Genomic DNA, 23,798 nt, shown 5'->3' on the forward strand with positions numbered 1-23,798 from the left:
CCCGAACCTACCTGGCCCGGCCGGGGCCGTGGGCTCCCGGGTCGGTACTCACTTACGTCGCCGCGAGCTCACCACGAGCAGCCCGACGAGGCCCACCGCCACCAGGGCGACCGGCACGATCCGCTCGATGCGCGGCGAACCGTCCGCCGAGACCAGCTGGCCCCGCACGTCCGAGACGATGCGGTTCGCACCGACGTACGCCCGGCCGAGGGAGTTGTCCACGCTGGAGACGACCTTCGCCTTGGCGTCACCGACGATCGTCTTCGGGTGGACGCGCACCCCGATCTCGTCGAGGGTCTCGGCCAGCTGGTCGCGCCGGCGCTTGATGTCCGCCTCGATCTGCGCAGGGGTCCTGGCATCCGACACCGCGCTGCCTCCGTGGTCGTATCGATGATGTGGACGTGACTTGTGACCACAGTCTGTCAGCTTCGCGCGCGCCGCACCCCACGGCACCCCTATTACGCTCGACTCCGTCACCCACCCTTTGCGAAGCACGCGTACGAGGAGACCGACCATGAGCGAGCGACTGCAGCCCGGCGACACCGCCCCCGCCTTCACCTTGCCCGACGCCGACGGCAAGGACGTCTCGCTGGCCGACCACAAGGGCCGCAAGGTCATCGTCTACTTCTACCCGGCGGCCCTCACCCCCGGCTGCACCAAGCAGGCCTGCGACTTCACGGACAACCTCGACGTGCTCGCCGCCGCAGGTTACGACGTGATCGGCGTGTCGCCGGACAAGCCGGAGAAGCTCGCCAAGTTCCGTGAGCAGGAGAACCTCAAGGTCACGCTGGTCGGCGACCCCTCCAAGGAGACCCTGGAGGCGTACGGCGCCTTCGGCGAGAAGAAGCTGTACGGCAAGACGGTGACCGGGGTGATCCGGTCGACCGTGGTGGTCGACGAGCAGGGCAAGGTCGAGCACGCGTTCTACAACGTGAAGGCGACGGGCCACGTGGCGAAGATCATCAGGGACCTCGGCGTCTGAGCCGTTCCGGCCGCCCGCGCCGTGATGTGACGAAGCCCCTCTCGCGAGGGGCTTTCGTTTGCAACGGCCATCTTCGAGCAAGTGATCCCACGGGGAACTTGTACGAAGAACGAAAGGAACCACTCCATGGCGGCCCACGAAGAGCTCGACGCCGAGGCCGACCCGGAGGCGATGAGACGCCACCGGACCCTGTTCCGGGCCGCGAAACGCCGCAGGAACCCTCCCCTGCGCCGCACGGACATCACGGTCACGGACGATGCAGCGGTCAAGCGGGCCGTCAAAGCGGCCTCGCTCGGCAACGCCATGGAATGGTTCGACTTCGGTATCTACAGCTACCTGGCCGTCACCATCGGCCACGTCTTCTTCCCTTCCGGGAACGAGACGGCCCAGCTGATCTCCTCCTTCGCCACCTTCGCGGTCTCCTTCCTGGTCCGCCCCATCGGCGGCATGGTCTTCGGCCCGATGGGCGACAAGATCGGCCGCAAGAAGGTCCTCGCGCTGACGATGATCCTGATGGCGATCGGCACGCTCGCCATCGGCCTGATCCCGTCCTACGCGACGATCGGCTTCTGGGCGCCGGTCCTGCTGATCTTCTTCCGCCTGGTGCAGGGCTTCTCGACGGGCGGTGAGTACGGCGGTGCCTCCACGTTCATCGCCGAGTACGCGCCCGACAAGCGCCGCGGCTACTTCGGCAGCTTCCTGGAGGTCGGCACGCTCGCCGGCTACACGGGTGCGGCCGGACTCGTCCTCATCCTCAACACCGCCCTCGGCTCGGACGCCATGGACTCGTGGGGCTGGCGCATCCCGTTCCTCGTCGCGGGCCCGCTCGGCCTCGTCGGCCTCTACCTCCGGCTGAAGCTGGACGAGACCCCGGCCTTCCAGAAGATGGAGGACGCGACCTTCCACTCGGCGACCGAGGGCGCCTCCACGGTGGAGACCACGGCCAAGGGCGACCTCGCGAAGATCTTCCGTGACTACTGGCCGACGCTGATCCTCTGCATCGCGCTGGTCGGCGCGTACAACGTCACGGACTACATGCTCCTGTCGTACATGCCGACGTACCTCTCGGACGAGCTGGGATACGACGACTCGCACGGGCTGCTGATCCTCATCGGCACGATGATCGTGCTGATGCTGATCATGAACCAGGTCGGCAAGCTGTCGGACCGCTTCGGCCGCAAGCCGCTCCTGATGACGGGCATGCTGAGCTTCCTCGTCCTCTCCGTCCCCGCCTTCCTCCTGATCAAGCAGGGCAGCCTGCTGGCGGTCTCCGGCGGCATGCTGATGCTCGGCCTCTCCCTCGTCTGCCTCCTCGGCACGATGTCGGCGACCCTGCCCGCCCTCTTCCCCACCTCGGTCCGCTACGGCTCCCTCTCCGTCGGCTACAACCTCTCCGCCTCCCTCTTCGGCGGCACGGCCCCCTTGGTGATCACGTCCCTGATCAGCGTCACGGGCACGGACATGGTCCCGGCGTACTACTCGATGGCGGCGGCCCTGGTCGGCGTCATCGCGGTGGCCTGCATGAAGGAGACGGCGCAGAAGCCGCTGTCGGGTTCGCCGCCTTCGGTGGAGACGAAGGAGGAGGCCGCGGAAATGGTCGAGGCCCAGGCGACGGCGCCGAGGTTCTGACCCCGCGCCTTGTGGGCAAACCCGTGATCAGCCGGAGCCGCCTGCCCGGTACGATGGCAGGCGGCTGGCGGCGGTGGCGCAACGGCGACGCAGCAGACTTAGGATCTGTGGCCCTTGATCGGGCTTGAGGGTTCGAATCCCTTCCGCCGCACGTGAAATGGCCTGCGAATCAGGAGCACGATTCGCAGGCCATGTGTGTGCGCTGTTCGGTTCAGCCCAGCAGCTCCCGCACGACCGGCGCCAGCGCCCGGAACGCCTCCCCGCGGTGGCTGATCGCGTTCTTCTCCGCCGCCGTGAGCTCCGCGCACGTGCGCGTCTCGCCGTCCGGCTGGAGGATCGGGTCGTAGCCGAAGCCGCCGGTGCCCGCGGGGGCCGTGCGGAGGACGCCGCGCAGGCGGCCCTCGACCACGCGTTCCGTGCCGTCGGGCAGGGCCAGGGCCGCCGCGCACGCGAAGTGGGCGGCGCGGTGTTCCGCGGAGATGTCCGACAACTGGGCCAGGAGCAGGTTCAGGTTCGCGGTGTCGTCGCCGTGGCGGCCGGCCCAGCGGGCGGAGAAGATGCCGGGGGCGCCGCCGAGGACGTCGACGCAGAGGCCCGAGTCGTCGGCGACGGCGGGCAGACCCGTGGCCCGGGCGAGGGCGTGGGCCTTGAGGAGGGCGTTCTCGGCGAAGGTGACGCCGGTTTCCTTGACGTCGGGGATCTCGGGGTAGGCGTCCGCGCCGACGAGCTCGTGGGTGAGGCCTGCGTCGGCGAGGATCGCCCTCAGTTCCGTGATCTTGCCGGTGTTGCGGGTGGCGAGGATGAGGCGGGTCATGCTCCCCAGTATCGCCGCCTCCCTCACCGCCCCGGCCGCGCGTCCGCCGCGCCTGCTCTTACGGCGTGCAGACCTTGGTCAGTTCGCCTGCCGCGTCCGTGACGCCGGAGACGTCCGGTGTGGCGTCGCCCTTGTCGATGGCGTCGCGGACGTTGTCGACGGCCTTGTCGAGGTCGTCGACGGCCTTGTTGACGTCGGCGTTGTCGGTCTTGTCGCCGATCTTGTCGAGGTTCTTGCCGATGGCGTCGAGTGCCCTGTCCGCCTCGGCCGGGTTGTCACCGGCGTTCTCGACGGCCGTCTGCAGGTCGGTGACGCTGTCGGCGATCGTGTCGGCGGTCTGGACACAGTCGAGCGCCTTCTCGACGGCGTCGCAGCCGACGAGGCCGGCACCGGCCGGGATGACGATCAGGGCTGTGACGACGGCGGTGGCGATACGTCGGTGGCGCGCGGCCATGGTTCGGTCCCTCCCCAGGGTGTGGACGGGCGCGCGGCTTTTCCCGCGCGCCCGTACTCGTAACAACGCCCGGCAGGGGGTTGTTGGTTGCTTGCGTGACCTACGTCGCGTGACCCGCGCCGCTAGCGCGTCGCCTCCAGCGCCTCGCGCTGGAGGGCGGCGAGGTCCTCGCAGCCGCCGACGGCGAGGTCGAGGAGCGCGTTGAGCTCCTTGCGGGCGAAGGGCTCGGCCTCGGCGGTGCCCTGGACCTCGACGAAGCGTCCGTCGCCGGTGCAGACGACGTTCATGTCGGTGTCGGCCCGCACGTCTTCCTCGTAGCAGAGGTCGAGGAGCGGTACGCCGCCGACGATGCCGACGGAGACGGCGCTGACGGTGTCGGTGAGGGGCTTGCGGCCGGCCTTGACGATCTTCTTGCCCTGGGCCCAGGCGACGGCGTCGGCCAGTGCCACGTACGCGCCGGTGATGGCGGCGGTGCGGGTGCCGCCGTCGGCCTGGAGGACGTCGCAGTCGAGGACGATGGTGTTCTCGCCGAGGGCCTTGTAGTCGATGACGGCGCGCAGGGAGCGGCCGATGAGGCGGCTGATCTCGTGGGTGCGGCCGCCGATCTTGCCGCGGACGGACTCACGGTCGCCGCGGGTGTTGGTGGAGCGGGGAAGCATGGAGTACTCGGCGGTGACCCAGCCCTCGCCGCTGCCCTTGCGCCAGCGCGGGACGCCTTCGGTGACGGAGGCGGTGCAGAAGACCTTGGTGTCGCCGAAGGAGATGAGGACGGAGCCCTCGGCGTGCTTGCTCCAGCCGCGCTCGATGGTGATCGGGCGGAGCTGTTCGGGGGTGCGGCCGTCGATGCGGGGCGAGGGCGTAGAGGACATGGGCTGAGCCTATCCGGACATGAGTGAGGGCCCCTTCCCCTTGTCGGGGAGGGGCCCTCACGGGTGAGTCCGGCGACTCACATCATGTCTTCGATGTCCGCCGCGATGGGGTCGGCGTCGGTGCCGATGACGACCTGGATGGCGGTGCCCATCTTGACGACGCCGTGGGCGCCGGCGACCTTCAGGGCGGCGTCGTCCACCAGGGCCGGGTCCTTGACCTCGGTGCGCAGGCGCGTGATGCAGCCCTCGACCTCTTCGATGTTGTCGATGCCGCCGAGCCCGGCAACGATCTTCTCAGCCTTGCTGGCCATGTGTTTCTCCCTGTGTTTCTCGCGGCCGGGGGACCGCTTTGTCACGGTAACGCACGGTTGGACCATCTTCGCGGGCGGTTACGTCAGCCGTGCCCAATGATGACGATCAAGGTGCCGGCCCCTGCCGGACGGCGCTCCACACGTACCGCAACTGGTCTACACCAGTTTTCAACGACCGCCAAACCTGGCTTGTTCCGGGAGGGACGCCGATGAGTTCCCCAGCCGCGACGGTGCCGCAGAAGAAGTGGTGGAACGGCCTGTTCCAGGGCCTGCAGAAGATGGGCCGCAGCCTCCAGCTGCCCATCGCGGTGCTGCCCGCCGCCGGCATCCTGAACCGCCTCGGACAGCCCGACGTGTTCGGCGACGACGGCCTCGGCTGGACGAATGTCGCCAAGGTCTTCGCGGCGGCGGGCGGTTCGCTGCTCGACTCCACGCTCGGCCTGCCGCTGCTGTTCTGCATCGGTGTCGCGATCGGCATGGCGAAGAAGGCGGACGGCTCCACGGCCCTCGCGGCGGTCGCGGGGTTCCTCGTCTACTACGGGGTGCTGCGTGCCTTCCCCGACGACTGCCCGCAGGACACGGTGTTCGGCAGCGCGGGCATGTGGAGCGGGGTGTGCGTGGCGGAGGACGGGACGGTGGCGCAGGCCGCGTACCAGAATCCGGGGGTGTTCGGCGGCATCGTGATGGGCCTGCTCGCCGCCTGGTTCTGGCAGCGCTACCACCGCGTGAAGCTGGTCGACTGGCTCGGCTTCTTCAACGGCCGCCGACTCGTGCCGATCATCATGGCCTTCGTCGGTCTGATCTTCGCCGGTCTCTGCGTCTGGATCTGGCCGCCCATCGGCGACGCGCTGACCAGCTTCTCGAAGTGGCTCGTCGACCTCGGCTGGCTGGGCTCGGGCATCTTCGGCGTCGCCAACCGCGCGCTGCTCACGGTGGGGCTGCACCAGTTCCTGAACACGTTCGTCTGGTTCCAGTTCGGCGACTACACGAAGCCGGACGGCACGGTCGTGCACGGCGACATCAACCGCTTCCTCGCGGGCGACCCGACGGCGGGCCAGTTCACCTCGGGCTTCTTCCCGATCATGATGTTCGCGCTGCCCGCGGCGGCCCTCGCGATCACGCACTGCGCGCGCCCCGAGCGCCGCAAGGTGGTCGGCGGCCTGATGCTCTCGGTCGGCCTGACGTCGTTCGTCACCGGCATCACCGAGCCGATCGAGTACTCGTTCCTCTTCATCGCGCCGGTCCTGTACGCGATCCACGCGGTGCTCACCGGCGTCTCGATGGCGGTGACGTGGGGACTGGGGGTCAAGGACGGCTTCAGCTTCTCGGCGGGCCTGATCGACTACGTCATCAACTGGAGCCTGGCGACGAAGCCATGGCTGATCATTCCGATCGGGCTGTGCTTCGCCGTCGTGTACTACGCGCTGTTCCGCTTCGTCATCACGAAGTTCGATCTGCACACGCCCGGACGCGAACCGGAGGAGGAGGCGGAGGCAGAGGACCGGGAGCAGACCAAGGCGTGACCACCGAGGCCTAACTCCCCTGCGGGCGGCGCTTTCCTCCGGCATTTCCGGATATGGCCCAGGTAACAGGAATCGCAGGTTCCTTACGCCACCTTCACCGTGCTACAACAGGTCTACACCACTAATGGTGTAGACCACGCGGCCGTTCTGGCCGCGTCCCCCGGAGACGCCGCCGTCCCCCACTTCCATGTCCCCAGGCGGCGCCTTGCCCACTGGAGGAAGTTGTGTCCACGGCCAGTTCCGCTCCCGCGGCCGAGAAGAAGAAGGGCGCCGGCGTGATGGCTGTCATGCAGCGCATCGGCCGCAGCCTCATGCTGCCGGTCGCCGTGCTGCCCGCAGGCGCCCTGCTCGTCCGCCTCGGCAACCCCGACATGCTGGGCCGGGACTCCTTCCCGACCTTCATCACCAAGATCGCCTCCTTCATGGCCGCGGGCGGCAACGCGATCCTCGACAACATGGCGCTGCTGTTCGCCGTCGGCATCGCGATCGGCTTCGCCAAGAAGTCCGACGGTTCGACGGCGCTGGCGGCCGTCACCGGCTACCTGGTCTTCAAGAACGTCCTCGCCACGTTCACCGACCCGAACCTCGACAAGATCGCGAAGGTCGTCGACGGCAAGATCGTCATGACCGAGGCGCCCGTGGACGCCAAGGTCCTCGGCGGTGTCGTGATGGGCATCGTGGTGGCCCTGCTCTACCAGAAGTTCTACCGGACCAAGCTGCCCGACTGGGCGGGCTTCTTCGGCGGCCGCCGCCTCGTCCCGATCCTGTCCGCCTTCGCGGGCCTGATCCTCGGCATCGCCTTCGGCTACATCTGGCCGGTCCTCGGCACGGGTCTGCACAACTTCGGTGAGTGGCTGGTCGGTTCGGGCGCCGTCGGCGCGGGTATCTTCGGTGTCGCCAACCGTGCGCTGATCCCGGTCGGCATGCACCACCTGCTGAACTCCTTCCCGTGGTTCCAGGCGGGCTCGTACGAGGGCAAGAGCGGCGACATCAACCGCTTCCTCGCCGGTGACCCGACCGCCGGACAGTTCATGACCGGCTTCTTCCCGATCATGATGTTCGCCCTCCCCGCGGCCTGCCTCGCGATCGTGCACTGCGCCCGTCCCGAGCGCCGCAAGGTCGTCGGCGGCATGATGTTCTCGCTCGCGCTCACCGCCTTCGTGACCGGTGTGACCGAGCCGATCGAGTTCACCTTCATGTTCATCGCGCCGGTCCTGTACGCGATCCACGCGGTGCTCACCGGCATCTCCATGGCGCTGACCTGGTCGCTCGGCATGAAGGACGGCTTCGGCTTCTCGGCCGGCGCGGTCGACTTCTTCCTGAACCTCGGCATCGCGAAAAACCCGTGGGGCCTCGCCCTGGTCGGCCTCTGCTTCGCGGCGGTCTACTACGTGGTCTTCCGCTTCGCGATCACCAAGTTCAACCTGCCGACGCCGGGCCGCGAGTCCGACGAGGAGCTCGCCGAGCTCCAGAAGGCCGAGGCGAAGTAGCCTCCGCCGCACCGGCCCACACGAAGCCCACACGAAAGAGCCCCTCACCGTCCACGCGACGGTTGAGGGGCTCTTTCGCTGTCGTCAGATCTCGTACGTCGCGCCCGGCGCCGCCAGCGCGGTGGGGCCGTCGTACACCGCGCGCGCGTCGGCGAGGTTCACCTGCGGGTCCGTCCACGGCGGGATGTGGGTGAGCAGCAACCTTCCTGCGCCCGCGCGCCGGGCGGACTCGCCCGCCTCGCGGCCGTTCAGGTGGAGGTCGGGGATGTTCTCCTTGCCGTACGTGAAGGCCGCCTCGCACAGGAACAGGTCGGTGCCCGCAGCGAGTTCGTCCAGGGGCTCGCAGGGCCCGGTGTCGCCGGAGTACGTGAGGGACTTCCCGGCGTGCTCGACCCGGATGGCGTACGCCTCGACCGGGTGGCACATCTTCTCGGTGCGCACCGAGAACGGGCCGATCTCGAACGAGCCCGGCTTGACCGTGTGGAAGTCGAAGACCTCGCTCATCGAGGAGGCGGAGGGCGTGTCGGCGTACGCGGTCGTCAGGCGCTGCTCGGTGCCTTCGGGGCCGAAGACCGGGATGGGGGCGCAGCGGCCGCCCTCGTGCCGGTAGTAGCGGGCCACGAAGTACGCGCACATGTCGATGCAGTGATCGGCGTGCAGATGGCTGAGGAAGACCGCGTCCAGGTCGTACAGACCGATGTGGCGCTGCAGCTCGCCGAGGGCGCCGTTGCCCATGTCGAGCAGCAACCGGAAGCCGTCGGCCTCGACGAGGTAGCTCGAGCAGGCCGACTCCGCGGACGGAAACGACCCCGAGCAGCCGACGACGGTGAGCTTCATGAAGCTGGAACCTCCGCGCTGGCAGGAGAGCTGGGGAGTGTGCGGTGGATCGAGCGTAAGGCGCAAAAGCCCTGGTCGCTCCTCCGTCGCGGGCCGTTGTGGGGGAACTCACCTGCGCTGTCACCGGTTCGGGGGGCTTGTGGGACCGGGGGGAGGCGGCGGGCGCCACGGGATCGCCACCGGTACCGTCGTGCGTATGGACACGTCGTGGTGGCTCGCGCTGGCAGCCGTGGTGGTGCTGGCGTTCGTCGTCACGCTGGTGGACGGCTGGGGTCGCGGACCGCGTAAGCGGAGCAGCCGCCCGGCGGGCCGGACGCGGCCGCCGCGGGGCCCGCGGGGGCCTCAGCAGCGGCTGCCCGCGCCGCGGCCGGCGGAGATCTGGTGGGCCCGGGTGCCGTACGAGGACGGGCCCGGCGGCAAGGACCGGCCGTGTCTGGTGCTGTCCGTGCGCGGGCGGCGCGCCCGGGTCGCGAAGATCACCAGCAAGTACCACGAGGAGCGCGCGGGCGTGATTCCGCTGCCGCCGGGCTCGGTGGGCGACGCGCACGGGCGGCCCAGTTTCCTGGAGACCGATGAGCTGAGGGACGTGTCCCTCGGGGACTTTCGGAGGCGGGCCGGGGTGGTGGACCCGGTGCTGTGGGATCAGGTGAAGTACTTGGCGGGCTGACCCGCCGTGTCCACGGGGCTCCGCCCCGGACCCCGCTCCTCAAACTCCCCCGAGCTCTTGAAGAGCAGGGGGGACCCCCAGAGGGGCTGGGCTTTCCCCCTCCGGCGGTCTGAGGTTCTACGCCCAGAGCTGGCCCTGCAGCGTCTCGATCGCCGCCTCCGTGGTCGGGGCGGTGTACACGCCCGTCGAGAGGTACTTCCAGCCGCCGTCGGCGACGACGAAGACGATGTCGGCCCGCTCGCCCGCCGCCACCGCCTTCTTGCCGACACCGATCGCCGCGTGCAGCGCCGCGCCGGTGGAGACGCCCGCGAAGATGCCCTCCTGCTGGAGGAGCTCCCGGGTGCGGGTCACCGCGTCGGCCGAGCCGACGGAGAAGCGGGTGGTGAGGACGGAGGCGTCGTACAGCTCGGGGACGAAGCCCTCGTCGAGGTTGCGCAGGCCATAGACGAGGTCGTCGTAGCGCGGCTCGGCGGCGACGATCTTGATGTCGGGCTTCTGCTCGCGCAGGTAGCGGCCGACGCCCATGAGGGTGCCCGTGGTGCCGAGGCCCGCCACGAAGTGGGTGATCGAGGGGAGGTCGGCGAGGACCTCGGGGCCGGTCGTGGCGTAGTGGGCGCCCGCGTTGTCCGGGTTGCCGTACTGGTAGAGCATGACCCAGTCCGGGTGCTCCGCGGCCAGCTCCTTGGCGACGCGGACGGCGGTGTTGGAGCCGCCGGCGGCCGGTGAGGAGATGATCTCGGCGCCCCACATGGCGAGCAGGTCGCGCCGCTCCTGCGAGGTGTTCTCCGGCATGACGCACACGATGCGGTAGCCCTTGAGCTTGGCCGCCATGGCGAGCGAGATGCCGGTGTTGCCGGAGGTCGGCTCCAGGATCGTGCAGCCGGGCGTCAACCGGCCGTCCTTCTCGGCCTGTTCGACCATGTGCAGCGCGGGCCGGTCCTTGATGGAGCCGGTCGGGTTGCGGTCCTCCAGCTTGGCCCAGATGCGGACCTCCGCCGAGGGGGACAGGCGCGGCAGGCGGACGAGCGGCGTGTTGCCGACCGCGGCGAGCGGGGAGTCGTAGCGAGGCATCCGGGATCGGGCCTAGACCATGCCGCCGGCGACGGCCGGCAGGATCGTGACGTTGTCGCCGTCGGAGAGCTTCGTGGAGATGCCGTCGAGGAAGCGGACGTCCTCGTCGTTCAGGTACACGTTCACGAAGCGGCGCAGCTTGCCGTCGTCGACGATGCGGGCGGCGATGCCCTCGTGCCGCGAGTCGAGGTCCGTGAGGAGCTCGGCGAGGGTGTCCCCGCTGCCTTCGACGGCCTTGGCGCCGCCGGTGTAGGTGCGGAGGATGGTCGGGATGCGGACCTCGATGGCCATGGCTGGGGGCTCCTGTCGGGGGGCGGGAAAGTGCGGACGGTGGGCGCGCGGCGGCGCTGTGCTTGCGGGGTGGTGCCTGGCGTACGCGGGGTGCGCCCGCGTGCGTGGTGCGGCGCCGCGGCCCACGGCCGGGCGGCGGATCGGTTCAGCGGGAACAGATCGCGCTGGCGAGGCGGCACAGGTCGACGTGCAGCCGCGCCACGAGCAGCAGGGGTGCGCTCGGCGTCTCTTCGCTCACGTCATGGGGAACCATGCGGTCATCGTATCGATTCCCGGTCCGGATCCCGGAATGTGATCTCACCTGCTGGACGGAATCCGTTCAGGATGCGGGCGGCGGCAGGTAGACGACGGTCGGGGCGCCGGTCAGCGGATGCGTGCTGACCTCGGCCGTCACGCCGTACACGGTGGCGAGCAGCTCGGCCGTGAGGACCTCCTTGGGCGCCCCGGAGGCGACGAGGCGGCCGCCGTCGAGGACGTAGAGGCGGTCGCAGTAGTACGCCGCGAGGTTCAGGTCGTGCAGGGCCAGGAGGTTCGTCGTGCCCAAGTTCCGTACGAAGGAGAGGATTTCGAGCTGGTAGCGGATGTCGAGGTGGTTGGTGGGCTCGTCGAGGACGACGAGGGTGGGCTGCTGCACCAGGGCGCGGGCCACCAGGGCCCGCTGGCGCTCGCCGCCGGACAGGGAGGGGAAGGCGCGGTCGGCCAGCTCCTCGACGCCGACGCGGGCGAGGGCCGCCGTGACGAGTTCCTCGTCGGCCGCCGTGTCCGCCTCCCAGAACCGCTTGTGCGGGGAGCGGCCCATCGCGACCACCTGCCGGACGGTCAGCTCGAACGCCGCCTGCCCGTCCTGCGGCACGGTGGCCAGGCGCCGGGCGCGGGCCTTCGGGGTCATCGTGTGCAGGTCGTCGCCGTCGAGGAGTGCGTGGCCCGCGGTGGGGCGCAGCGTGCCGTAGACGCAGCGGAGCAGCGTCGTCTTGCCGCTGCCGTTGGGGCCGACGACGCCGACGGTCTCGCCGGGGGCGGCGGTGAGGTCCACGGCGTCGACGAGCCGCCTGCCGTCGATCTCGTACGAGAGGGCCTGGGTGCGCAGCTCGCCGGTCATGCCGGGACTCCTTCGGTACGCCGCCGCAGCAGCCACAGGAAGAACGGGCCGCCGGTCAGCGCGGTGAGCACGCCGACGGGGATGTCCTGCGGCGCGGCGACGGTGCGTGCGGCGAGGTCGGCGACGACCAGGAAGACCGCGCCCATCAGCGCCACCACGGGGAGCAGCGCGCGGTGCGCGGCGCCGACCAGCATGCGGGCGGCGTGCGGCACCATGAGGCCGACGAAGCCGATGGCTCCGCTGTACGCGACGAGGACGCCGGTCAGGAGCGAGGCGAGGACGAAGACGCCGGCGCGGAAGCGGGCGGCGTGCAGGCCGAGGACGGTGGCGCCCTCCTCCCCGGCGAGGAGCAGGTCGAGGGGCCGGGCCATGGACACCAGGAGGGCCGTGCCGACGGCGAGGGTGGCGCAGGGCAGGGCGAGCATGTCCCAGCGGGCGCTGCCGAGGCCGCCCAGCGTCCAGTACAGGACTTCCTTGAGGTGGTCCGCGCTGTCGGCGGTGACGAGGATGAGGCTGGTCAGCGCGGTCAGGATGTACGAGACGGCGACGCCCGCGAGAATCAGGCGGCCGGTGGCGAAGCTGCCGCCGCCGCGGGCCAGGGCGTAGATGAGGACGAGGGAGAGCAGCGCGCCCGCGAAGGAGGCGGCCGGGATCGTGACGGTGGTGGACAGGGCCGCGCCGAGGCCGAAGACGCTGCCGAGCACGATCGCGCAGACCGCGCCGACGGAGGCGCCCGAGGAGACGCCGAGCAGGAACGGGTCGGCGAGGGGGTTGCGGACGAGGGCTTGCAGGACGGTGCCGATGACCGCGAGCCCGGCGCCCACCGTCGCCCCGAGCAGGACTCTGGGCAGGCGGACGTCCAAAACGATCGTGCGGAACGGGGAGGGTTCGGCGCGGCCCGTGAGGATGTCCAGGACGTCGGCGGCAGGGATGCGGACGGAGCCGAGGGCGAGACCGGCCACGAGCGCCACCGCGAGGGCCGCGCAGAGCGTCGTCACGACGGTGGCGTAGCGCAGGTGCTTCACAGCTGTGCCGCCAGCTTCCTCACCGCCTCGGGTGCTCGTACTCCCGTGACCATGTCGGAGAGCCGCAGGACCGCGAAGCGCTTGTTCTTGACGGCGGGGACGTCCTTGAGGACGGGGTCCTCCAGGAGGCGCTTCTTCTTCTGGGCGACCGTGGTGGCGCCGTAGTCGAGGATCAGGATCGTCTCGGGCCTGCGCTCGACGACCGATTCCCAGGACGCGTCGCTGAAGGACTTGTCGACGTGGGCGAAGATGTTGCGGCCGCCCGCCCGCTCGATGATGTCGTTGCCGATGCCGCGGCCGCCCGCGGTGAACGCCGTCTTGTCGCCGCTGTCGTAGACGAAGACGGAGAGCGGCTTCTTGTCCTTGGACTTCTTGGCGGTGGCGGCCAGTTCGCGCTGGGCGCCCTTCACCCAGCGGTCGGCGCGGGCCCGCACCCCGAAGGTGGAGCCGACCTCGCGGACCTCGCGGTAGACGTCGTCCATGGAGACGGGCTTCTTGGCGCAGCCCTCTACGTTGAGGCGGCTCTCGATGCCGGACTTGGCGAGTGCCGAGCGGCTGCGGCCGTCGCCGGCGAGGAAGGCGCTGGCGTAACCGCCGTAGACGAAGTCGGGATTGGCGGAGAGCAGCTTCTCGTAGGAGGGGTACTCCTTGGCGAGCACCGGGAGCGACTTGTAGGCCTTCTCATACTTCGGGAGGACCTTGTCGTCGAGGTAGGCGGTGCCGGCGATGTGGTCCTTCAGACCGAGTTCCAGCATCACTTCGGTGGTGTGCTGGTTCATGGTGACGGCGCGCTTCGGAGGTGCGTCGTAGGTGGTCTTCACGCCGCAGTTGGTGACGGTGTACGGGAATCCTGCGGTCTTGGCGGCGGGCTTGCTGTCACCGCCGGAGCCGGACGAGGAGCACGCGGCGAGCGGGACGAGCAGGGCCGCGGCGGCCAGGGCACGTATCGGTCGGGACATGGCTGAACTGCCTCCTCCAGGGGATTTCCGCGTCCCCTGCGTCGTGTGGAGGAAGGCGGCAGGTCAGTTCCTGACTCCCCCGCCCCGGCCGGCGCGTGCCGGTGGGGCGGGGTCACAGTGGCGGGACCGTGCCGGGTTCGCACCGGCTTCCTGGGTCCTGCCGCCCTCGTGAGTAAAGCTCAGTATGCCTGTACGACCTTTACGTCTTCCTCGGTGACCTCGCCGTCGACGATCCGGTACGAGCGGAACTGGAAGGGGCCCGCGTCGTCGGTGTCCGCCGTGGAGACCAGGACGTAGTGGGCGCCGGGTTCGTTGGCGTACGTGATGTCGGTGCGCGAGGGGTAGGCCTCGGTCGCCGTGTGCGAGTGGTAGATGATCACCGGCTCCTCGTCGCGGTCGTCGAGCTCGCGGTAGAGCTTGAGCAGGTCGCCCGAGTCGAACTCGTAGAACGTGGGCGAGCGCGCGGCGTTGAGCATCGGGATGAACCGCTCGGGGCGGCCGGTGCCCGCCGGGCCCGCGACCACGCCGCACGCCTCGTCGGGGTGGTCCTGGCGCGCGTGCGCGACGATCTGGTCGTGGAGGGCCTGGGTGATGGTCAGCATGGCGCCAGGATAAGCAGAGGGGCCCGTGCGTACCGGAGTGTGGTACGCGCGGGCCCGAATGCTGGACAGCGGCCTTGGGGAGCCGGTCAGTCCTTGGAGAGGCGGTCGCCGGTGGAGGCATCCGCGGAGGCGTCCTCGGGGAGGCCGATCTTCCGCTTGTTGAACGCCGCGGCCTGCGGGTTGCGGCTCTTGAGGACCAGGTAGGAGACGCCGAGAATCGCGGCCCAGACCGGAGCGGCGTACAGCGAGATCCGCGCGTCCTTGTCGACGCCCATCATCACGATGACCATGCCGATGAAGAGCAGCGCGAACCAGCTGGTGTACGGGGCGCCCGGGGCCCGGAAGGTGGACTGCGGCAGCTCGCCGCGGTCGGCCTTGCGGCGGTAGCGGATCTGGCAGGCCAGGATCATGATCCAAGCCCACATGCCGGAGATGGTCGCGAAGGAGACGACGTAGTTGAACGCCTCGCCCGGCCACTGGTAGTTGATCCAGACGCCGACCAGCATGAACGCGGCGGAGGCCGTGGTGCCGATGAGCGGCAGGCCGTTCTTCGTGAGCTTGGTGAAGAACTTCGGGCCCTGGCCGTTCATCGCCAGGTCGCGCAGCATGCGGCCGGTGGAGTACATGCCGGAGTTGCAGGAGGAGAGCGCGGCGGTGAGGACCACGAAGTTCACGATCGCGGCGCCGACGCCGAGGCCCATCTTCTCGAAGGCCGCGACGAACGGCGAGACGCCCGGCTGGAAGTGCGTCCACGGCACGACCGACAGGATCATGATGAGCGCGCCGACGTAGAAGACGGCGATGCGCCACGGCACGGTGTTGATGGCCTTGGGCAGGACGGTCTTCGGGTCCTTGGACTCGCCCGCGGTGACGCCGACGAGCTCGACGGCGAGGAAGGCGAACATCACGATCTGCAGCGTCATCAGCGTGGAGCCGATGCCGTTCGGGAAGAAGCCGCCCTGGTTCCACAGGTGGGCCACGGTCGCGGTGTCACCGGCGTCGGAGAAGCCGATGGTGAGGATGCCGATGCAGATCAGGATCATGCCGATGATGGCGGTGACCTTGACCATCGAGAACCAGAACTCCAGCTCGCCGAAGAGCTTCACGGAGATGAGGTTCGCGCCGTACAGGATGACCGTGAAGATCAGCGCGTACGCCCATTGCGGGACGGAGCCGTGTGTCCAGTACTGCATGTACTGGGCGGCCGCTGTCACTTCCGTGATGCCGGTGACGACCCAGAAGAGCCAGTACGTCCAGCCGGTCACGAATCCGAAGAACGGGCCCATGAACTCACGGGCGTACTCCGAGAAGGAGCCGGACACGGGCCGGTACATGAGGAGCTCGCCGAGCGCCCGCATGATGAAGAAGATGACGAGGCCCGCGATGGCGTACGCCAGGATGAGGCTGGGGCCGGCCTTGTGAATGGCCTTGCCCGCGCCGAGGAACAGGCCGGTGCCGATGGCACCGCCGATCGCGATCATCTGGATCTGCCGGGCTCCGAGCCCGCGCTGGTAACCCTCGCCGGACGAGCCGTCCTGCGCGACACCGTTGCCGCCGTGCTCGTCGTGCTGCTCTTCGACCTGCACTGAGGTCATGGTGACGCCTTTCTCCATGCTGATCCGCGCCCGCACATCTGCGTTGTGGCTGCGGATCAGGTCCTGATCCCCCCGGATACGAATGGAGTGCTACCGGCGGTCTGCCGACTCGAGCGCCCTCGGCGACATGGGTGGCGTAGCCGAGTGGTCGTGAAGATTTATCACGGTGGCAACAGTGAGGGAATGAGCCACCTGTGGCGCACCCCACAAGAAGAAGCGGACAAACTTCACTTGACGCGACAAAGGCGGACAATGAAGTGACGGGATCGTTATCCGGATTTGAGGCTCCGCTGAGCGAACGGCCCGCCGGGTGAACAGAACCTGTCCACTACAACAAATTTCGCTGCCGTCTGCACGGATTTCTGCCCGGATTCAGTCCAGCAACGTCCCGACCAGCGTCTCCTGCAGTCCGCCGAGCCAGAGGTAGGCCATCACCATCGGCTTGCGGGGGTCGGAGTCCGGCAGCCGGTAGAGCAGATCCGCGTCCTCCTCGTCGCTGACTTCCAGGCGCGTGCCGATCGCGAGCCGGAGGTCGTTGAGGGCTCCGAGCCAGTGCCGGGACTCCTCGACCGACAGTTTCAGGACAGCTCCGCCCTCGCCCGAGGCCGTCATCGAGTCGAGCGAGCGGATCACGGCCAGGGCGTCGTCGCGCTTCTTGGCCCGCAGGTCGTTCTCCGTGAAACGGCGGAATTCCGACGAGTACGCCCGGAGTTCGTCCGCGTCGCCCGCCGCGTCCTCGCTCCCCGGGCCGCCGTACGCGTCGGGCAGCAGGCGCTTCATCACCGGGTCGGACGGCGGCTCGCTCGGCCCCTCGGCGAAGAGCTCCGCGAGCGGGTCGTCGGAGACCTCACCGCCCGGCCCCGGACCGATCAGCTCCAGGAGCTGCACGGCGAGGGAGCGGATGATCGAGATCTCGACCTCGTCGAGCGCGACGGCCGCGCCGCCCCCTGGAATCGCTTCGAATTGTCCTGGCATCAGATGCGTCGCTACTTCCGGTCCGCTACTTCCGGTCCTGCTGAAGGGTGGCCCACAGCCCGTACCCGTGCATGGCCTGGACGTCGCGCTCCATCTCCTCGCGGGTGCCGCTGGAGACGACCGCTCGGCCCTTCTGGTGCACGTCCATCATCAGCTTCGTGGCCTTCTCCTTCGAGTACCCGAAGTACGTCTGGAACACGTACGTCACGTAGCTCATCAAGTTGACCGGGTCGTTGTGCACGAGCGTGATCCAGGGAACGTCCGGTTCGGGGACGACGAGCGCCTCTTCGTCCGATTCCGGGCGCGTGATCTCTGCGGGAGCCGTACTCACACGCCCCATGCTGCCACCACGAGAGGCCCCTCGCACAAATGGCCTCTTGCCCGGCCCTCGAAATCGTCAGAGTGACGAGATTGGGGGTAGCATCCATCGTATGAACACAGCGGACCTTGGGCTGCCGGTGGATGTTCCGTCGACGGCGCTCTTCACGGACCAGTACGAGCTGACGATGCTGCAGGCCGCGCTGCGGGCCGGTACCGGCGACCGGCGTTCGGTCTTCGAGGTCTTCACCCGCAGACTGCCCGAGGGACGGCGTTACGGCGTGGTGGCCGGCACCGGCCGCGTCCTGGACGCCGTGGAGAACTTCCGCTTCGACGCCGATGTCCTCGGCTTCCTGCGCGAGCGGAACATCGTCGACGAGGCGACCCTCGAGTGGCTCTCCGGCTACCGCTTCCAGGGCGACATCTGGGGCTATCCCGAGGGCGAGGTCTACTTCCCGGGCTCGCCGATCCTGCGGGTCGAGGGCTCCTTCGCGGAGTGCGTGCTCCTGGAGACCGTGATCCTCTCCATCCTCAACCACGACTCGGCCATCGCGGCCGCCGCCTCCCGCATGTCCTCGGCCGCGGGTGAGCGCCCGCTGATCGAGATGGGCGCCCGCCGCACCCACGAACTGGCCGCCGTGGCCGCCGCCCGCGCCGCGTACGTCGGCGGCTTCGCGACCACGTCGGACCTGGCCGCCGGATTCCGCTACGGCATCCCGACCGTCGGCACCAGCGCCCACGCCTTCACCCTGCTGCACGACAACGAACGCGACGCGTTCCGCGCCCAGGTCGACTCGCTCGGCCGCGGCACCACCCTGCTCGTGGACACCTACGACGTGACCGAGGCCGTCCGGATGGCCGTCGAGGTCGCCGGGCCCGAGCTCGGCGCCGTCCGCATCGACTCCGGCGACCTGCTGCTCGTCGCGCACCGGGTGCGCCAGCAGCTGGACGAGCTCGGCGCGACGGACACGAAGATCGTCGTCACCTCCGACCTCGACGAGTACGCCATCGCCTCGCTCGCCGCGGCGCCCGTCGACGCGTACGGCGTGGGCACGCAGCTCGTCACCGGCTCCGGGCACCCCACCGCCTCGATGGTCTACAAGCTGGTGGCCCGCGCCCACTCGGCGGACCCGAAGGCCCCCCTGGAGCCCGTGGCGAAGAAGTCGCTCGGCGCCAAGTCCTCGGTGGGCGGCCGCAAGTGGGCCGCGCGCAGGACCGACGAGCACGGCGTCGCCGAGGCCGAGGTCGTCGGCACCGGCCCGGTGCCGCCCGAGCTCGTCGACCGGCAGCTCCTGGTCGAGCTGGTCAAGGGCGGCACGGTCGTGGCCCGCGAGCCGCTGGACGCCGTCCGCGACCGGCACGCCGCCGCCCGCGCCGGGCTCCCCCTGTCGGCGACGCAGCTGTCCCGGGGCGAAGCGGTCATTCCGACCGAGTACGTGTGACCCGCCGGACCGGGTCCGTGTGACCCCGCCCGGCCGGTCCGTGTGATCCCGCCCCGGGCGCTTCGACCGCCCCCTCCCGCAACGCACCCGAAGTCTCTACGCTCGTAGTCCCCCAGCAGAAGGACACCCGCCATGCGCCGCGCACTGATCGTCGTAGACGTGCAGAACGACTTCTGCGAGGGCGGCAGCCTCGCGGTCGCCGGCGGCGCGGACGTGGCCGCCGGCATCACGGAGCTGATCGGCCAGGCCCCGGCGTGCTACCGCCACGTGGTGGCCACCCGCGACCACCACATCGATCCCGGCGCCCACTTCTCCGACCGCCCGGACTTCGTGGACTCCTGGCCGCCGCACTGCGTGGCCGGCACGGAAGGCATCGGCTTCCACCCGAACTTCGCGCCCGCGGTCGCCTCCGGCGGCATCGACGCCGTCTTCGACAAGGGGGCCTACTCCGCGGCGTACAGCGGCTTCGAGGGCGCCGACGAGAACGGCGTGCCGCTGGCGGACTGGCTGCGGGAGCGGTCCATCACCGAGGTCGACGTGGTGGGCATCGCCACGGACCACTGCGTGCGGGCCACGGCGCTCGACGCGGTGCGCGCGGGCTTCCGTACGCACGTGCTGCTCGACCTCACCGCAGGGGTGGCCGAGACCACGACCGAGCGGGCCCTCCAGGAACTGCGGGCGGCGGGCGTGGAACTCACCGGCAAGCCGGTGCTGTAGACCCCTCACCCCGCCGGCCCCTTCACTCCTTCGGCCCCGTCACGTCGCGAAGTGGGGTCATAGCCGAATTGGTCCACCCGGCGCAGGCGAAAGAGCGAATTCACACTCCTGCCGTGCACTGATCACCCGCCGTGCGTTTGAACGGATGTGTCCCTAGAGGGTCCTTCCGAACGCCAGCCCCAAAAGGTGGGAATCATGCAGCGCCCTTCCGTACCCGGCCGTTTCCGTTTCCGTGCCCGGCTGACGCTCGGTGCCGTGCTCACGGCCGTGGTGTGCACCTCGGCCGCCGCGGCTCCCGGGCCTCCCGTGCCTGCGGCGGTGGGTCCGAAGGGCGGGCCCGGCGGTGATTTCCCGATGCGGATCGTCGCCTACGTGGCGAGCAGCGGCTCCGGGACCGCCCCCTCGTACGACGTACGGCTCGAACGGCGCGTCACCAGCACGCAGGTGGGCAACGGGCCGACCGGTGTGGGCGCGGCCCCGGACGGCTCCACCGTGTACGTGGCGAACGGCCTGTCCGACACGGTCTCCTTCGTCGAGACCACGCACCACAAGGTCGTGGCGACCGTCCCCGTCGGTTCGTATCCGTTCGCGGCCACGCCGAGCCGTGACGGGCGGCGGGTCATCACCGCGAACTGGGGCAGCGACACCGTGTCGGTCATCGACACCTCATCCCGCAAAGTCGTCGCGACCATTCCCGTGGGGGAGCTCCCGCACAGCGTCACCACGCTGCCCGGCGGGGTCTCCTACGTCAGCAACAGCGGCACCAACGATGTCACCGTGCTGTCCAAGGAGGACCGCGCGGTGGCCCGCGTCCCGGTGGGCGACTTCCCCAGCGGCATCACCAGCACCGGCAAGGGGGACAGGGTCTACGTCGCCAACACGGGCTCGGGATCCGTCTCGGTCATCGACACCGGCACCCGCAAGGTGACCGCCACCTGGGCGGTCGGCAAGGGCCCGCTGGGCCTCGGGCTCAGCCCCGACGGGCTGCGTCTGTACGCCGCCGACTCCGCGGCCGACACGCTCCTGGTCATCGACACCTCGACCGGGCGGGTCCTCCAGCAGGTGCCCGTCGGCAGGACGCCGCAGGGGCTCGCGGTCAGCCCGGGCGGCAACCGGGTCTGGGTCACCAACGAGGGCTCGGACACCGTCTCGGTGGTCAGCCCGGCGACGGGGAAGGTGCGGGCGACCCTGCCCACCGGGGACCAGCCCGAGGGCATCGCCATCACCCCCAGGTGAGCGCGCGCATCTCCTCGCCGGGGCGGGCCCTACGCGGCGGCGCGCCGCCCGAACAGGGCCCGGATCGGATGCCACAGCTCGTTCACCGTGTCGGGCGCCGTGCGCCATATGAGGCCGTCCGGATGGTGCAGGACCGCGGTGATCTCGTCCGGGGTGGGCGGCTCGGCGTTGCCCCGGAGGTAGACCGCCCGCAGGCCGAGGTTCCGCAGCCGGGTCAGGGCCCTGGCGCGGTTCACGGCGTGCACGATCATCCTGACCGTGCCGCCGCCCGGCGCCGGGCTCGGCAGCGTCAGCGCCACCACCACGCTGCCGTTGGGCAGCTTGCAGAAACCACCTGCGGACATGCTCGGTCACACCCCCGTGAAACGTCGCGTCAATAAGACAGTCACAGGACGCACCTAAACACGATCGGCCGCCGCCCGCTAGGGGGCGGCGGCCGATCATGGCTTGACCTGCGGAAATGCTGGTTACTTCGTCGAGCGACCCACCTGGACCGTGATCGTCGAGCCGTCCTTGGGCTGCTTGATGATCTTGATCTGCGTGTTGGTGTCAGTGACCTTCACGCTGCCCGTGGGGTTCGACGCGTACCAGTAGGTGCCCTTGCGGTCGTCGAAGACCGGGACGCCCTTCTGGGACTTGATCTTCAGCGCGACGTCCGCGTTGTGGAGCGTGAACGAGTCGGTCGCGTACTTGCTGAAGGGCGCGTCGAACGGCTGGATCTTGTTGCGCAGGAGCGAGCCGTCCTTCCACTTCAGCGGCTTGGCGTGCGCGTCGACCGGCAGGATCAGGCCCTGGCCGGGGTGCTGGCTGGTGTTGTTGTCCTTCTGGGAGGTGTCCCACTGCCAGACCATCAGGCCGGTCTGGTACGGGTAGTGCTCGACCCAGTCGGGACGGGACTGCGAGAAGCCGAAGTTGTACGGGCCGACCTTCAGGGTCTTGTCGTACGACACGTACTGGCGGTTCTCGGCGAGGTAGTACTGGTCGTACTTCTTGGTGAAGGACTCGCCGATGCGCGAGAAGCCCTTCGCCGTCCAGCCGTTGTCGTCACCCTCGGCGCCGTCCTCGAACAGCTTGGCGCCGTCCGCGGTGATGGCGAGCGCGTCGGCCGTGAAGCCCTTGCCGCCCGCGCCGCCGTCGGTGGCGTAGCGGAAGCGGATGTCGATCTTCTTGCCGGCGTAGGCGTCGAGCGGGAAGACGAGCTTCTTGTATGCGCCGGAGACACCGGTCAGCGCGGGCTTGTCGCCGGCGTCACGGGTGATCGGCTTGCCGTCCGCGGTGCCGTCCACCGGCGTGTAGTTGGCGCCGCCGTCCGTCGAGACCTCGGTGTAGAGGTAGTCGTAGTTGGCCTCGATGTCCCACCAGCCACTCAGCGACAGCTCGGCCTTGGACTTGCCGGTCAGGTCGACGGAGCGCGTGAGGGTGTTCTTCAGGTCGTCGCCCTGGTCGCTCCACCACTGCTTGGCGCCCTCGGCGGGCTTCACGACCGTGGTCTTCACGGCCTTCTTCGGCAGGTCGACGAGGAGCGCCTGGCGGTGCCGGGTGTTGTACTCCGCGACGCCCAGCTTGTGCTCGGACGTCGTGGCCGCCTTCGCCTTGGCGTAGTCGAGCCAGCCCAGCTGGAACTTGTCCCAGGCGGTCATGTCGCCCGGCATGTCGCCGATGGCGTCCTTGCCGGTGCCGAGCCAGGAGCCGGCCGACATCAGCGACCAGAAGCCGACCGAGTTCTCGCCCTTGCCCGTGGTGTCGTACAGGTCGGGCAGACCGAGGTCGTGGCCGTACTCGTGGGCGAAGACGCCGAGGCCGCCGTTCTCCGGCTGCATCGTGTAGTCGCCGACCCAGATGCCCGAGTCGCCGATCTGGGTGCCGCCGGCCTTGTTGTTGCCGGGCCCCGTGCGGCCCGCGTCGTTGCCGTACGCGTACCAGCGGTGCGCCCACAGGGCGTTCTCGCCCTCGGCGCCGCCGCCGGCCGACTCGTCCTCGCCCGCGTGGACGATCTGGAAGTGGTCGATGTAGCCGTCGGGCTCGTTGAAGTCGCCGTCGTTGTCGAAGTCGTAGCGGTCCCAGAGGTCGTACTTGGCCAGGTCCGCCTTGATCTGCGCGTCCGTGCGGCCCGCGTCCTTCTGGGCCTTCGTCCAGGCGGTCACGCCGTCCTTGACCGCGTCCCAGACGTTGGCGCAGTTGGTGTCGCCGCAGTAGTTCGAGCCGTAACGCGCCTCGTTGTAGTCGACCTTGACCCAGTCGGAGACCTCGCCGTCGACCGAGTAGCGGCCCGAGGAGGTCTTCTCGTAGTAGGTCTTCAGCGAGTGCTTGGTCTTGCCCTTGCTGTCCTTGCCCTCACCGAAGTAGAGGTCCTGGAAATGCTTGCGGTTGTAGTCCTTCTGCCAGGCCGTGCTGTTGTCCTTCGCACGGTCCGGCTTGGCTATCTTGTTGTGCAGCGGGCCGGGCTTGCCGCCGTACTTCTTGACGGGCTGCTCCGGGCCCTCGGGGCCGTCCGGGTCGTACATGGTCGTGTCGTCGACCTTGTTCCCGAACTCCACCAGGATCGTGAAGATCTTGTCGGTCTTCTCGCGGCCCAGCTCGACGTACTTCTTGTCGTCGAGCTTGACGACCTTGGAGGCGCCCCGCTTCTGCACCTTGGCGTCGCCCTCGACGACCTGCTGCAGGGCGGCCTTGCGCTGCTGCGCCTGCTGCTTGCTGAACGGTCCGTCCAGGTCGTGGTCGACGTGCGCCTTCGGGTGCGCCGGGTCCTGCCGGTCGACGGCCGGAGCCCCGCCCGAGGCACCGTCCTCGGCCGAAGCCGTCGCTGCTGTCGCCGCCGAGAACGTCGCGGCGGCCGCGGCCATCGCCACGGCCACCGCGGTGGCTCTGAACGTCCGTGTTCTGGCTGTCACT

26 protein-coding genes, 1 tRNA gene and 1 riboswitch are annotated in these 23,798 nt (G+C 69.4%); of the genes, 9 read left to right on the forward strand and 18 right to left on the reverse strand.

Annotation, left to right across the window (positions count from 1 at the left end; translation table 11 throughout):
* Positions 1 to 48 precede the first annotated feature (48 nt).
* The gene (locus ACH4D5_RS03915; protein WP_398298213.1) at positions 49 to 366 is read right to left on the reverse strand and encodes a DUF3618 domain-containing protein; all 318 of its coding nucleotides are present in this window, start codon (positions 364 to 366) and stop codon (positions 49 to 51) included.
* A gap of 148 nt (positions 367 to 514) precedes the next feature.
* On the opposite strand from ACH4D5_RS03915, the gene bcp reads away from it, so the two are divergent.
* The 3 genes from bcp to ACH4D5_RS03930 all read left to right on the forward strand — a co-directional run bounded on the left by bcp (position 515) and on the right by ACH4D5_RS03930 (position 2,762).
* Positions 515 to 982, forward strand: coding sequence for a thioredoxin-dependent thiol peroxidase (gene bcp / locus ACH4D5_RS03920; protein ID WP_223774844.1), 468 nt, complete (start codon positions 515 to 517; stop codon positions 980 to 982).
* A gap of 126 nt (positions 983 to 1,108) precedes the next feature.
* A complete protein-coding gene (proP, locus tag ACH4D5_RS03925) occupies positions 1,109 to 2,611 on the forward strand; it encodes a glycine betaine/L-proline transporter ProP (RefSeq protein WP_398298216.1) in 1,503 nt (500 codons plus the stop codon).
* A gap of 67 nt (positions 2,612 to 2,678) precedes the next feature.
* Positions 2,679 to 2,762, forward strand: a tRNA-Leu gene (locus ACH4D5_RS03930).
* A gap of 60 nt (positions 2,763 to 2,822) precedes the next feature.
* Here ACH4D5_RS03930 and rdgB read toward each other — a convergent pair.
* The 4 genes from rdgB to ACH4D5_RS03950 form a co-directional block, all read right to left on the reverse strand.
* Positions 2,823 to 3,425: an RdgB/HAM1 family non-canonical purine NTP pyrophosphatase gene (rdgB, locus tag ACH4D5_RS03935; RefSeq protein WP_398298218.1), complete on the reverse strand. Its 603-nt coding sequence runs from the start codon at positions 3,423 to 3,425 to the stop codon at positions 2,823 to 2,825.
* A 58-nt stretch (positions 3,426 to 3,483) separates the two neighbouring features.
* The gene (locus ACH4D5_RS03940; RefSeq protein WP_398298220.1) at positions 3,484 to 3,879 is read right to left on the reverse strand and encodes a hypothetical protein; all 396 of its coding nucleotides are present in this window, start codon (positions 3,877 to 3,879) and stop codon (positions 3,484 to 3,486) included.
* A gap of 122 nt (positions 3,880 to 4,001) precedes the next feature.
* Complete coding sequence (rph, locus tag ACH4D5_RS03945) at positions 4,002 to 4,748, reverse strand: ribonuclease PH (protein ID WP_398298222.1); 747 nt, start codon at positions 4,746 to 4,748, stop codon at positions 4,002 to 4,004.
* A gap of 77 nt (positions 4,749 to 4,825) precedes the next feature.
* The gene (locus ACH4D5_RS03950; RefSeq protein ID WP_398298224.1) at positions 4,826 to 5,125 is read right to left on the reverse strand and encodes a glucose PTS transporter subunit EIIB; all 300 of its coding nucleotides are present in this window, start codon (positions 5,123 to 5,125) and stop codon (positions 4,826 to 4,828) included.
* Positions 5,126 to 5,268: 143 nt separating this feature from the next.
* On the opposite strand from ACH4D5_RS03950, the gene ACH4D5_RS03955 reads away from it, so the two are divergent.
* Entirely contained in the window at positions 5,269 to 6,582 is a 1,314-nt protein-coding gene (locus ACH4D5_RS03955) for a PTS transporter subunit EIIC (RefSeq protein ID WP_398298226.1), read from the forward strand.
* A gap of 224 nt (positions 6,583 to 6,806) precedes the next feature.
* Positions 6,807 to 8,072, forward strand: a complete 1,266-nt coding sequence (locus ACH4D5_RS03960; protein ID WP_398298228.1) for a PTS transporter subunit EIIC — start codon at positions 6,807 to 6,809, stop codon at positions 8,070 to 8,072.
* An 84-nt stretch (positions 8,073 to 8,156) separates the two neighbouring features.
* Here the strand turns inward: ACH4D5_RS03960 and ACH4D5_RS03965 are convergent, their stop codons facing one another.
* On the reverse strand, positions 8,157 to 8,909 hold the full coding sequence (locus tag ACH4D5_RS03965; protein ID WP_398298230.1) for an MBL fold metallo-hydrolase: 753 nt from the start codon (positions 8,907 to 8,909) through the stop codon (positions 8,157 to 8,159).
* Between the two features lie 196 nt (positions 8,910 to 9,105).
* Between ACH4D5_RS03965 and ACH4D5_RS03970 the strand changes: the two genes are divergently transcribed.
* Positions 9,106 to 9,576, forward strand: coding sequence for a type II toxin-antitoxin system PemK/MazF family toxin (locus tag ACH4D5_RS03970; protein ID WP_398298232.1), 471 nt, complete (start codon positions 9,106 to 9,108; stop codon positions 9,574 to 9,576).
* Between the two features lie 117 nt (positions 9,577 to 9,693).
* Here the strand turns inward: ACH4D5_RS03970 and ACH4D5_RS03975 are convergent, their stop codons facing one another.
* The 10 genes from ACH4D5_RS03975 to clpS all read right to left on the reverse strand — a co-directional run bounded on the left by ACH4D5_RS03975 (position 9,694) and on the right by clpS (position 17,533).
* On the reverse strand, positions 9,694 to 10,647 hold the full coding sequence (locus tag ACH4D5_RS03975) for a PLP-dependent cysteine synthase family protein (RefSeq protein ID WP_398298234.1): 954 nt from the start codon (positions 10,645 to 10,647) through the stop codon (positions 9,694 to 9,696).
* A gap of 12 nt (positions 10,648 to 10,659) precedes the next feature.
* Positions 10,660 to 10,938, reverse strand: coding sequence for a MoaD family protein (locus ACH4D5_RS03980; protein WP_398298236.1), 279 nt, complete (start codon positions 10,936 to 10,938; stop codon positions 10,660 to 10,662).
* Between the two features lie 145 nt (positions 10,939 to 11,083).
* Positions 11,084 to 11,191 (reverse strand): putative leader peptide, encoded by a 108-nt coding sequence (locus ACH4D5_RS03985; protein ID WP_398298238.1) that lies wholly within the window; start codon positions 11,189 to 11,191, stop codon positions 11,084 to 11,086.
* Between the two features lie 66 nt (positions 11,192 to 11,257).
* Positions 11,258 to 12,037, reverse strand: a complete 780-nt coding sequence (locus ACH4D5_RS03990; RefSeq protein ID WP_398298240.1) for an ABC transporter ATP-binding protein — start codon at positions 12,035 to 12,037, stop codon at positions 11,258 to 11,260.
* Positions 12,034 to 13,062 (reverse strand): FecCD family ABC transporter permease, encoded by a 1,029-nt coding sequence (locus ACH4D5_RS03995; protein WP_398298242.1) that lies wholly within the window; start codon positions 13,060 to 13,062, stop codon positions 12,034 to 12,036. The genes ACH4D5_RS03990 and ACH4D5_RS03995 overlap by 4 nt, the downstream gene beginning before the upstream one ends.
* A complete protein-coding gene (locus tag ACH4D5_RS04000; RefSeq protein ID WP_398298244.1) occupies positions 13,059 to 14,021 on the reverse strand; it encodes an ABC transporter substrate-binding protein in 963 nt (320 codons plus the stop codon). The genes ACH4D5_RS03995 and ACH4D5_RS04000 overlap by 4 nt, the downstream gene beginning before the upstream one ends.
* Before the next feature lie 43 nt (positions 14,022 to 14,064).
* A riboswitch (cobalamin riboswitch) is annotated at positions 14,065 to 14,228 on the reverse strand.
* The gene (locus ACH4D5_RS04005; protein WP_398298246.1) at positions 14,201 to 14,623 is read right to left on the reverse strand and encodes a Mov34/MPN/PAD-1 family protein; all 423 of its coding nucleotides are present in this window, start codon (positions 14,621 to 14,623) and stop codon (positions 14,201 to 14,203) included. Its footprint overlaps the riboswitch before it by 28 nt.
* A gap of 86 nt (positions 14,624 to 14,709) precedes the next feature.
* Positions 14,710 to 16,218: an amino acid permease gene (locus ACH4D5_RS04010; protein WP_398298248.1), complete on the reverse strand. Its 1,509-nt coding sequence runs from the start codon at positions 16,216 to 16,218 to the stop codon at positions 14,710 to 14,712.
* A gap of 372 nt (positions 16,219 to 16,590) precedes the next feature.
* Positions 16,591 to 17,193, reverse strand: coding sequence for a DUF2017 domain-containing protein (locus tag ACH4D5_RS04015; protein WP_398298250.1), 603 nt, complete (start codon positions 17,191 to 17,193; stop codon positions 16,591 to 16,593).
* 25 nt (positions 17,194 to 17,218) lie between these two features.
* Positions 17,219 to 17,533 (reverse strand): ATP-dependent Clp protease adapter ClpS, encoded by a 315-nt coding sequence (clpS, locus tag ACH4D5_RS04020; RefSeq protein WP_398298252.1) that lies wholly within the window; start codon positions 17,531 to 17,533, stop codon positions 17,219 to 17,221.
* 91 nt (positions 17,534 to 17,624) lie between these two features.
* Between clpS and ACH4D5_RS04025 the strand changes: the two genes are divergently transcribed.
* From ACH4D5_RS04025 to ACH4D5_RS04035, 3 genes are all read left to right on the forward strand, one after another.
* Entirely contained in the window at positions 17,625 to 18,953 is a 1,329-nt protein-coding gene (locus ACH4D5_RS04025) for a nicotinate phosphoribosyltransferase (protein ID WP_398298254.1), read from the forward strand.
* A 132-nt stretch (positions 18,954 to 19,085) separates the two neighbouring features.
* The gene (locus ACH4D5_RS04030; RefSeq protein WP_398298256.1) at positions 19,086 to 19,670 is read left to right on the forward strand and encodes an isochorismatase family protein; all 585 of its coding nucleotides are present in this window, start codon (positions 19,086 to 19,088) and stop codon (positions 19,668 to 19,670) included.
* A 195-nt stretch (positions 19,671 to 19,865) separates the two neighbouring features.
* Positions 19,866 to 20,906 carry a beta-propeller fold lactonase family protein gene (locus tag ACH4D5_RS04035; protein WP_398298258.1) on the forward strand — a complete coding sequence of 347 codons (1,041 nt, stop codon included), beginning with the start codon at positions 19,866 to 19,868 and terminating at the stop codon, positions 20,904 to 20,906.
* A gap of 29 nt (positions 20,907 to 20,935) precedes the next feature.
* Here the strand turns inward: ACH4D5_RS04035 and ACH4D5_RS04040 are convergent, their stop codons facing one another.
* Both ACH4D5_RS04040 and ACH4D5_RS04045 read right to left on the reverse strand, forming a co-directional pair.
* Positions 20,936 to 21,250, reverse strand: coding sequence for a hypothetical protein (locus tag ACH4D5_RS04040; protein ID WP_362987193.1), 315 nt, complete (start codon positions 21,248 to 21,250; stop codon positions 20,936 to 20,938).
* Between the two features lie 123 nt (positions 21,251 to 21,373).
* Entirely contained in the window at positions 21,374 to 23,749 is a 2,376-nt protein-coding gene (locus ACH4D5_RS04045; protein WP_398298539.1) for an immune inhibitor A domain-containing protein, read from the reverse strand.
* Between the last annotated feature and the right edge of the window lie 49 nt (positions 23,750 to 23,798).

The organism is Streptomyces sp. NPDC018029 (assembly GCF_044327655.1).
Lineage (GTDB): Bacteria > Actinomycetota > Actinomycetes > Streptomycetales > Streptomycetaceae > Streptomyces.

Excerpts from the sequence above, each read along its gene's own strand:
- bcp (WP_223774844.1), top strand. The coding sequence starts at position 515 with ATGAGCGAGCGACTGCAGCCCGGCGACACCGCCCCCGCCTTCACCTTG.
- proP (WP_398298216.1), top strand. The coding sequence starts at position 1,109 with ATGGCGGCCCACGAAGAGCTCGACGCCGAGGCCGACCCGGAGGCGATG.
- rdgB (WP_398298218.1), bottom strand. The coding sequence starts at position 3,425 with ATGACCCGCCTCATCCTCGCCACCCGCAACACCGGCAAGATCACGGAA.
- ACH4D5_RS03940 (WP_398298220.1), bottom strand. The coding sequence starts at position 3,879 with ATGGCCGCGCGCCACCGACGTATCGCCACCGCCGTCGTCACAGCCCTG.
- rph (WP_398298222.1), bottom strand. The coding sequence starts at position 4,748 with ATGTCCTCTACGCCCTCGCCCCGCATCGACGGCCGCACCCCCGAACAG.
- ACH4D5_RS03950 (WP_398298224.1), bottom strand. The coding sequence starts at position 5,125 with ATGGTCCAACCGTGCGTTACCGTGACAAAGCGGTCCCCCGGCCGCGAG.
- ACH4D5_RS03955 (WP_398298226.1), top strand. The coding sequence starts at position 5,269 with ATGAGTTCCCCAGCCGCGACGGTGCCGCAGAAGAAGTGGTGGAACGGC.
- ACH4D5_RS03965 (WP_398298230.1), bottom strand. The coding sequence starts at position 8,909 with ATGAAGCTCACCGTCGTCGGCTGCTCGGGGTCGTTTCCGTCCGCGGAG.
- ACH4D5_RS03970 (WP_398298232.1), top strand. The coding sequence starts at position 9,106 with ATGGACACGTCGTGGTGGCTCGCGCTGGCAGCCGTGGTGGTGCTGGCG.
- ACH4D5_RS03975 (WP_398298234.1), bottom strand. The coding sequence starts at position 10,647 with ATGCCTCGCTACGACTCCCCGCTCGCCGCGGTCGGCAACACGCCGCTC.
- ACH4D5_RS03980 (WP_398298236.1), bottom strand. The coding sequence starts at position 10,938 with ATGGCCATCGAGGTCCGCATCCCGACCATCCTCCGCACCTACACCGGC.
- ACH4D5_RS03985 (WP_398298238.1), bottom strand. The coding sequence starts at position 11,191 with ATGGTTCCCCATGACGTGAGCGAAGAGACGCCGAGCGCACCCCTGCTG.
- ACH4D5_RS03990 (WP_398298240.1), bottom strand. The coding sequence starts at position 12,037 with ATGACCGGCGAGCTGCGCACCCAGGCCCTCTCGTACGAGATCGACGGC.
- ACH4D5_RS04000 (WP_398298244.1), bottom strand. The coding sequence starts at position 14,021 with ATGTCCCGACCGATACGTGCCCTGGCCGCCGCGGCCCTGCTCGTCCCG.
- ACH4D5_RS04005 (WP_398298246.1), bottom strand. The coding sequence starts at position 14,623 with ATGCTGACCATCACCCAGGCCCTCCACGACCAGATCGTCGCGCACGCG.
- ACH4D5_RS04010 (WP_398298248.1), bottom strand. The coding sequence starts at position 16,218 with ATGACCTCAGTGCAGGTCGAAGAGCAGCACGACGAGCACGGCGGCAAC.
- ACH4D5_RS04015 (WP_398298250.1), bottom strand. The coding sequence starts at position 17,193 with ATGCCAGGACAATTCGAAGCGATTCCAGGGGGCGGCGCGGCCGTCGCG.
- clpS (WP_398298252.1), bottom strand. The coding sequence starts at position 17,533 with ATGGGGCGTGTGAGTACGGCTCCCGCAGAGATCACGCGCCCGGAATCG.
- ACH4D5_RS04025 (WP_398298254.1), top strand. The coding sequence starts at position 17,625 with ATGAACACAGCGGACCTTGGGCTGCCGGTGGATGTTCCGTCGACGGCG.
- ACH4D5_RS04030 (WP_398298256.1), top strand. The coding sequence starts at position 19,086 with ATGCGCCGCGCACTGATCGTCGTAGACGTGCAGAACGACTTCTGCGAG.
- ACH4D5_RS04035 (WP_398298258.1), top strand. The coding sequence starts at position 19,866 with ATGCAGCGCCCTTCCGTACCCGGCCGTTTCCGTTTCCGTGCCCGGCTG.
- ACH4D5_RS04040 (WP_362987193.1), bottom strand. The coding sequence starts at position 21,250 with ATGTCCGCAGGTGGTTTCTGCAAGCTGCCCAACGGCAGCGTGGTGGTG.
- ACH4D5_RS04045 (WP_398298539.1), bottom strand. The coding sequence starts at position 23,749 with ATGGCCGCGGCCGCCGCGACGTTCTCGGCGGCGACAGCAGCGACGGCT.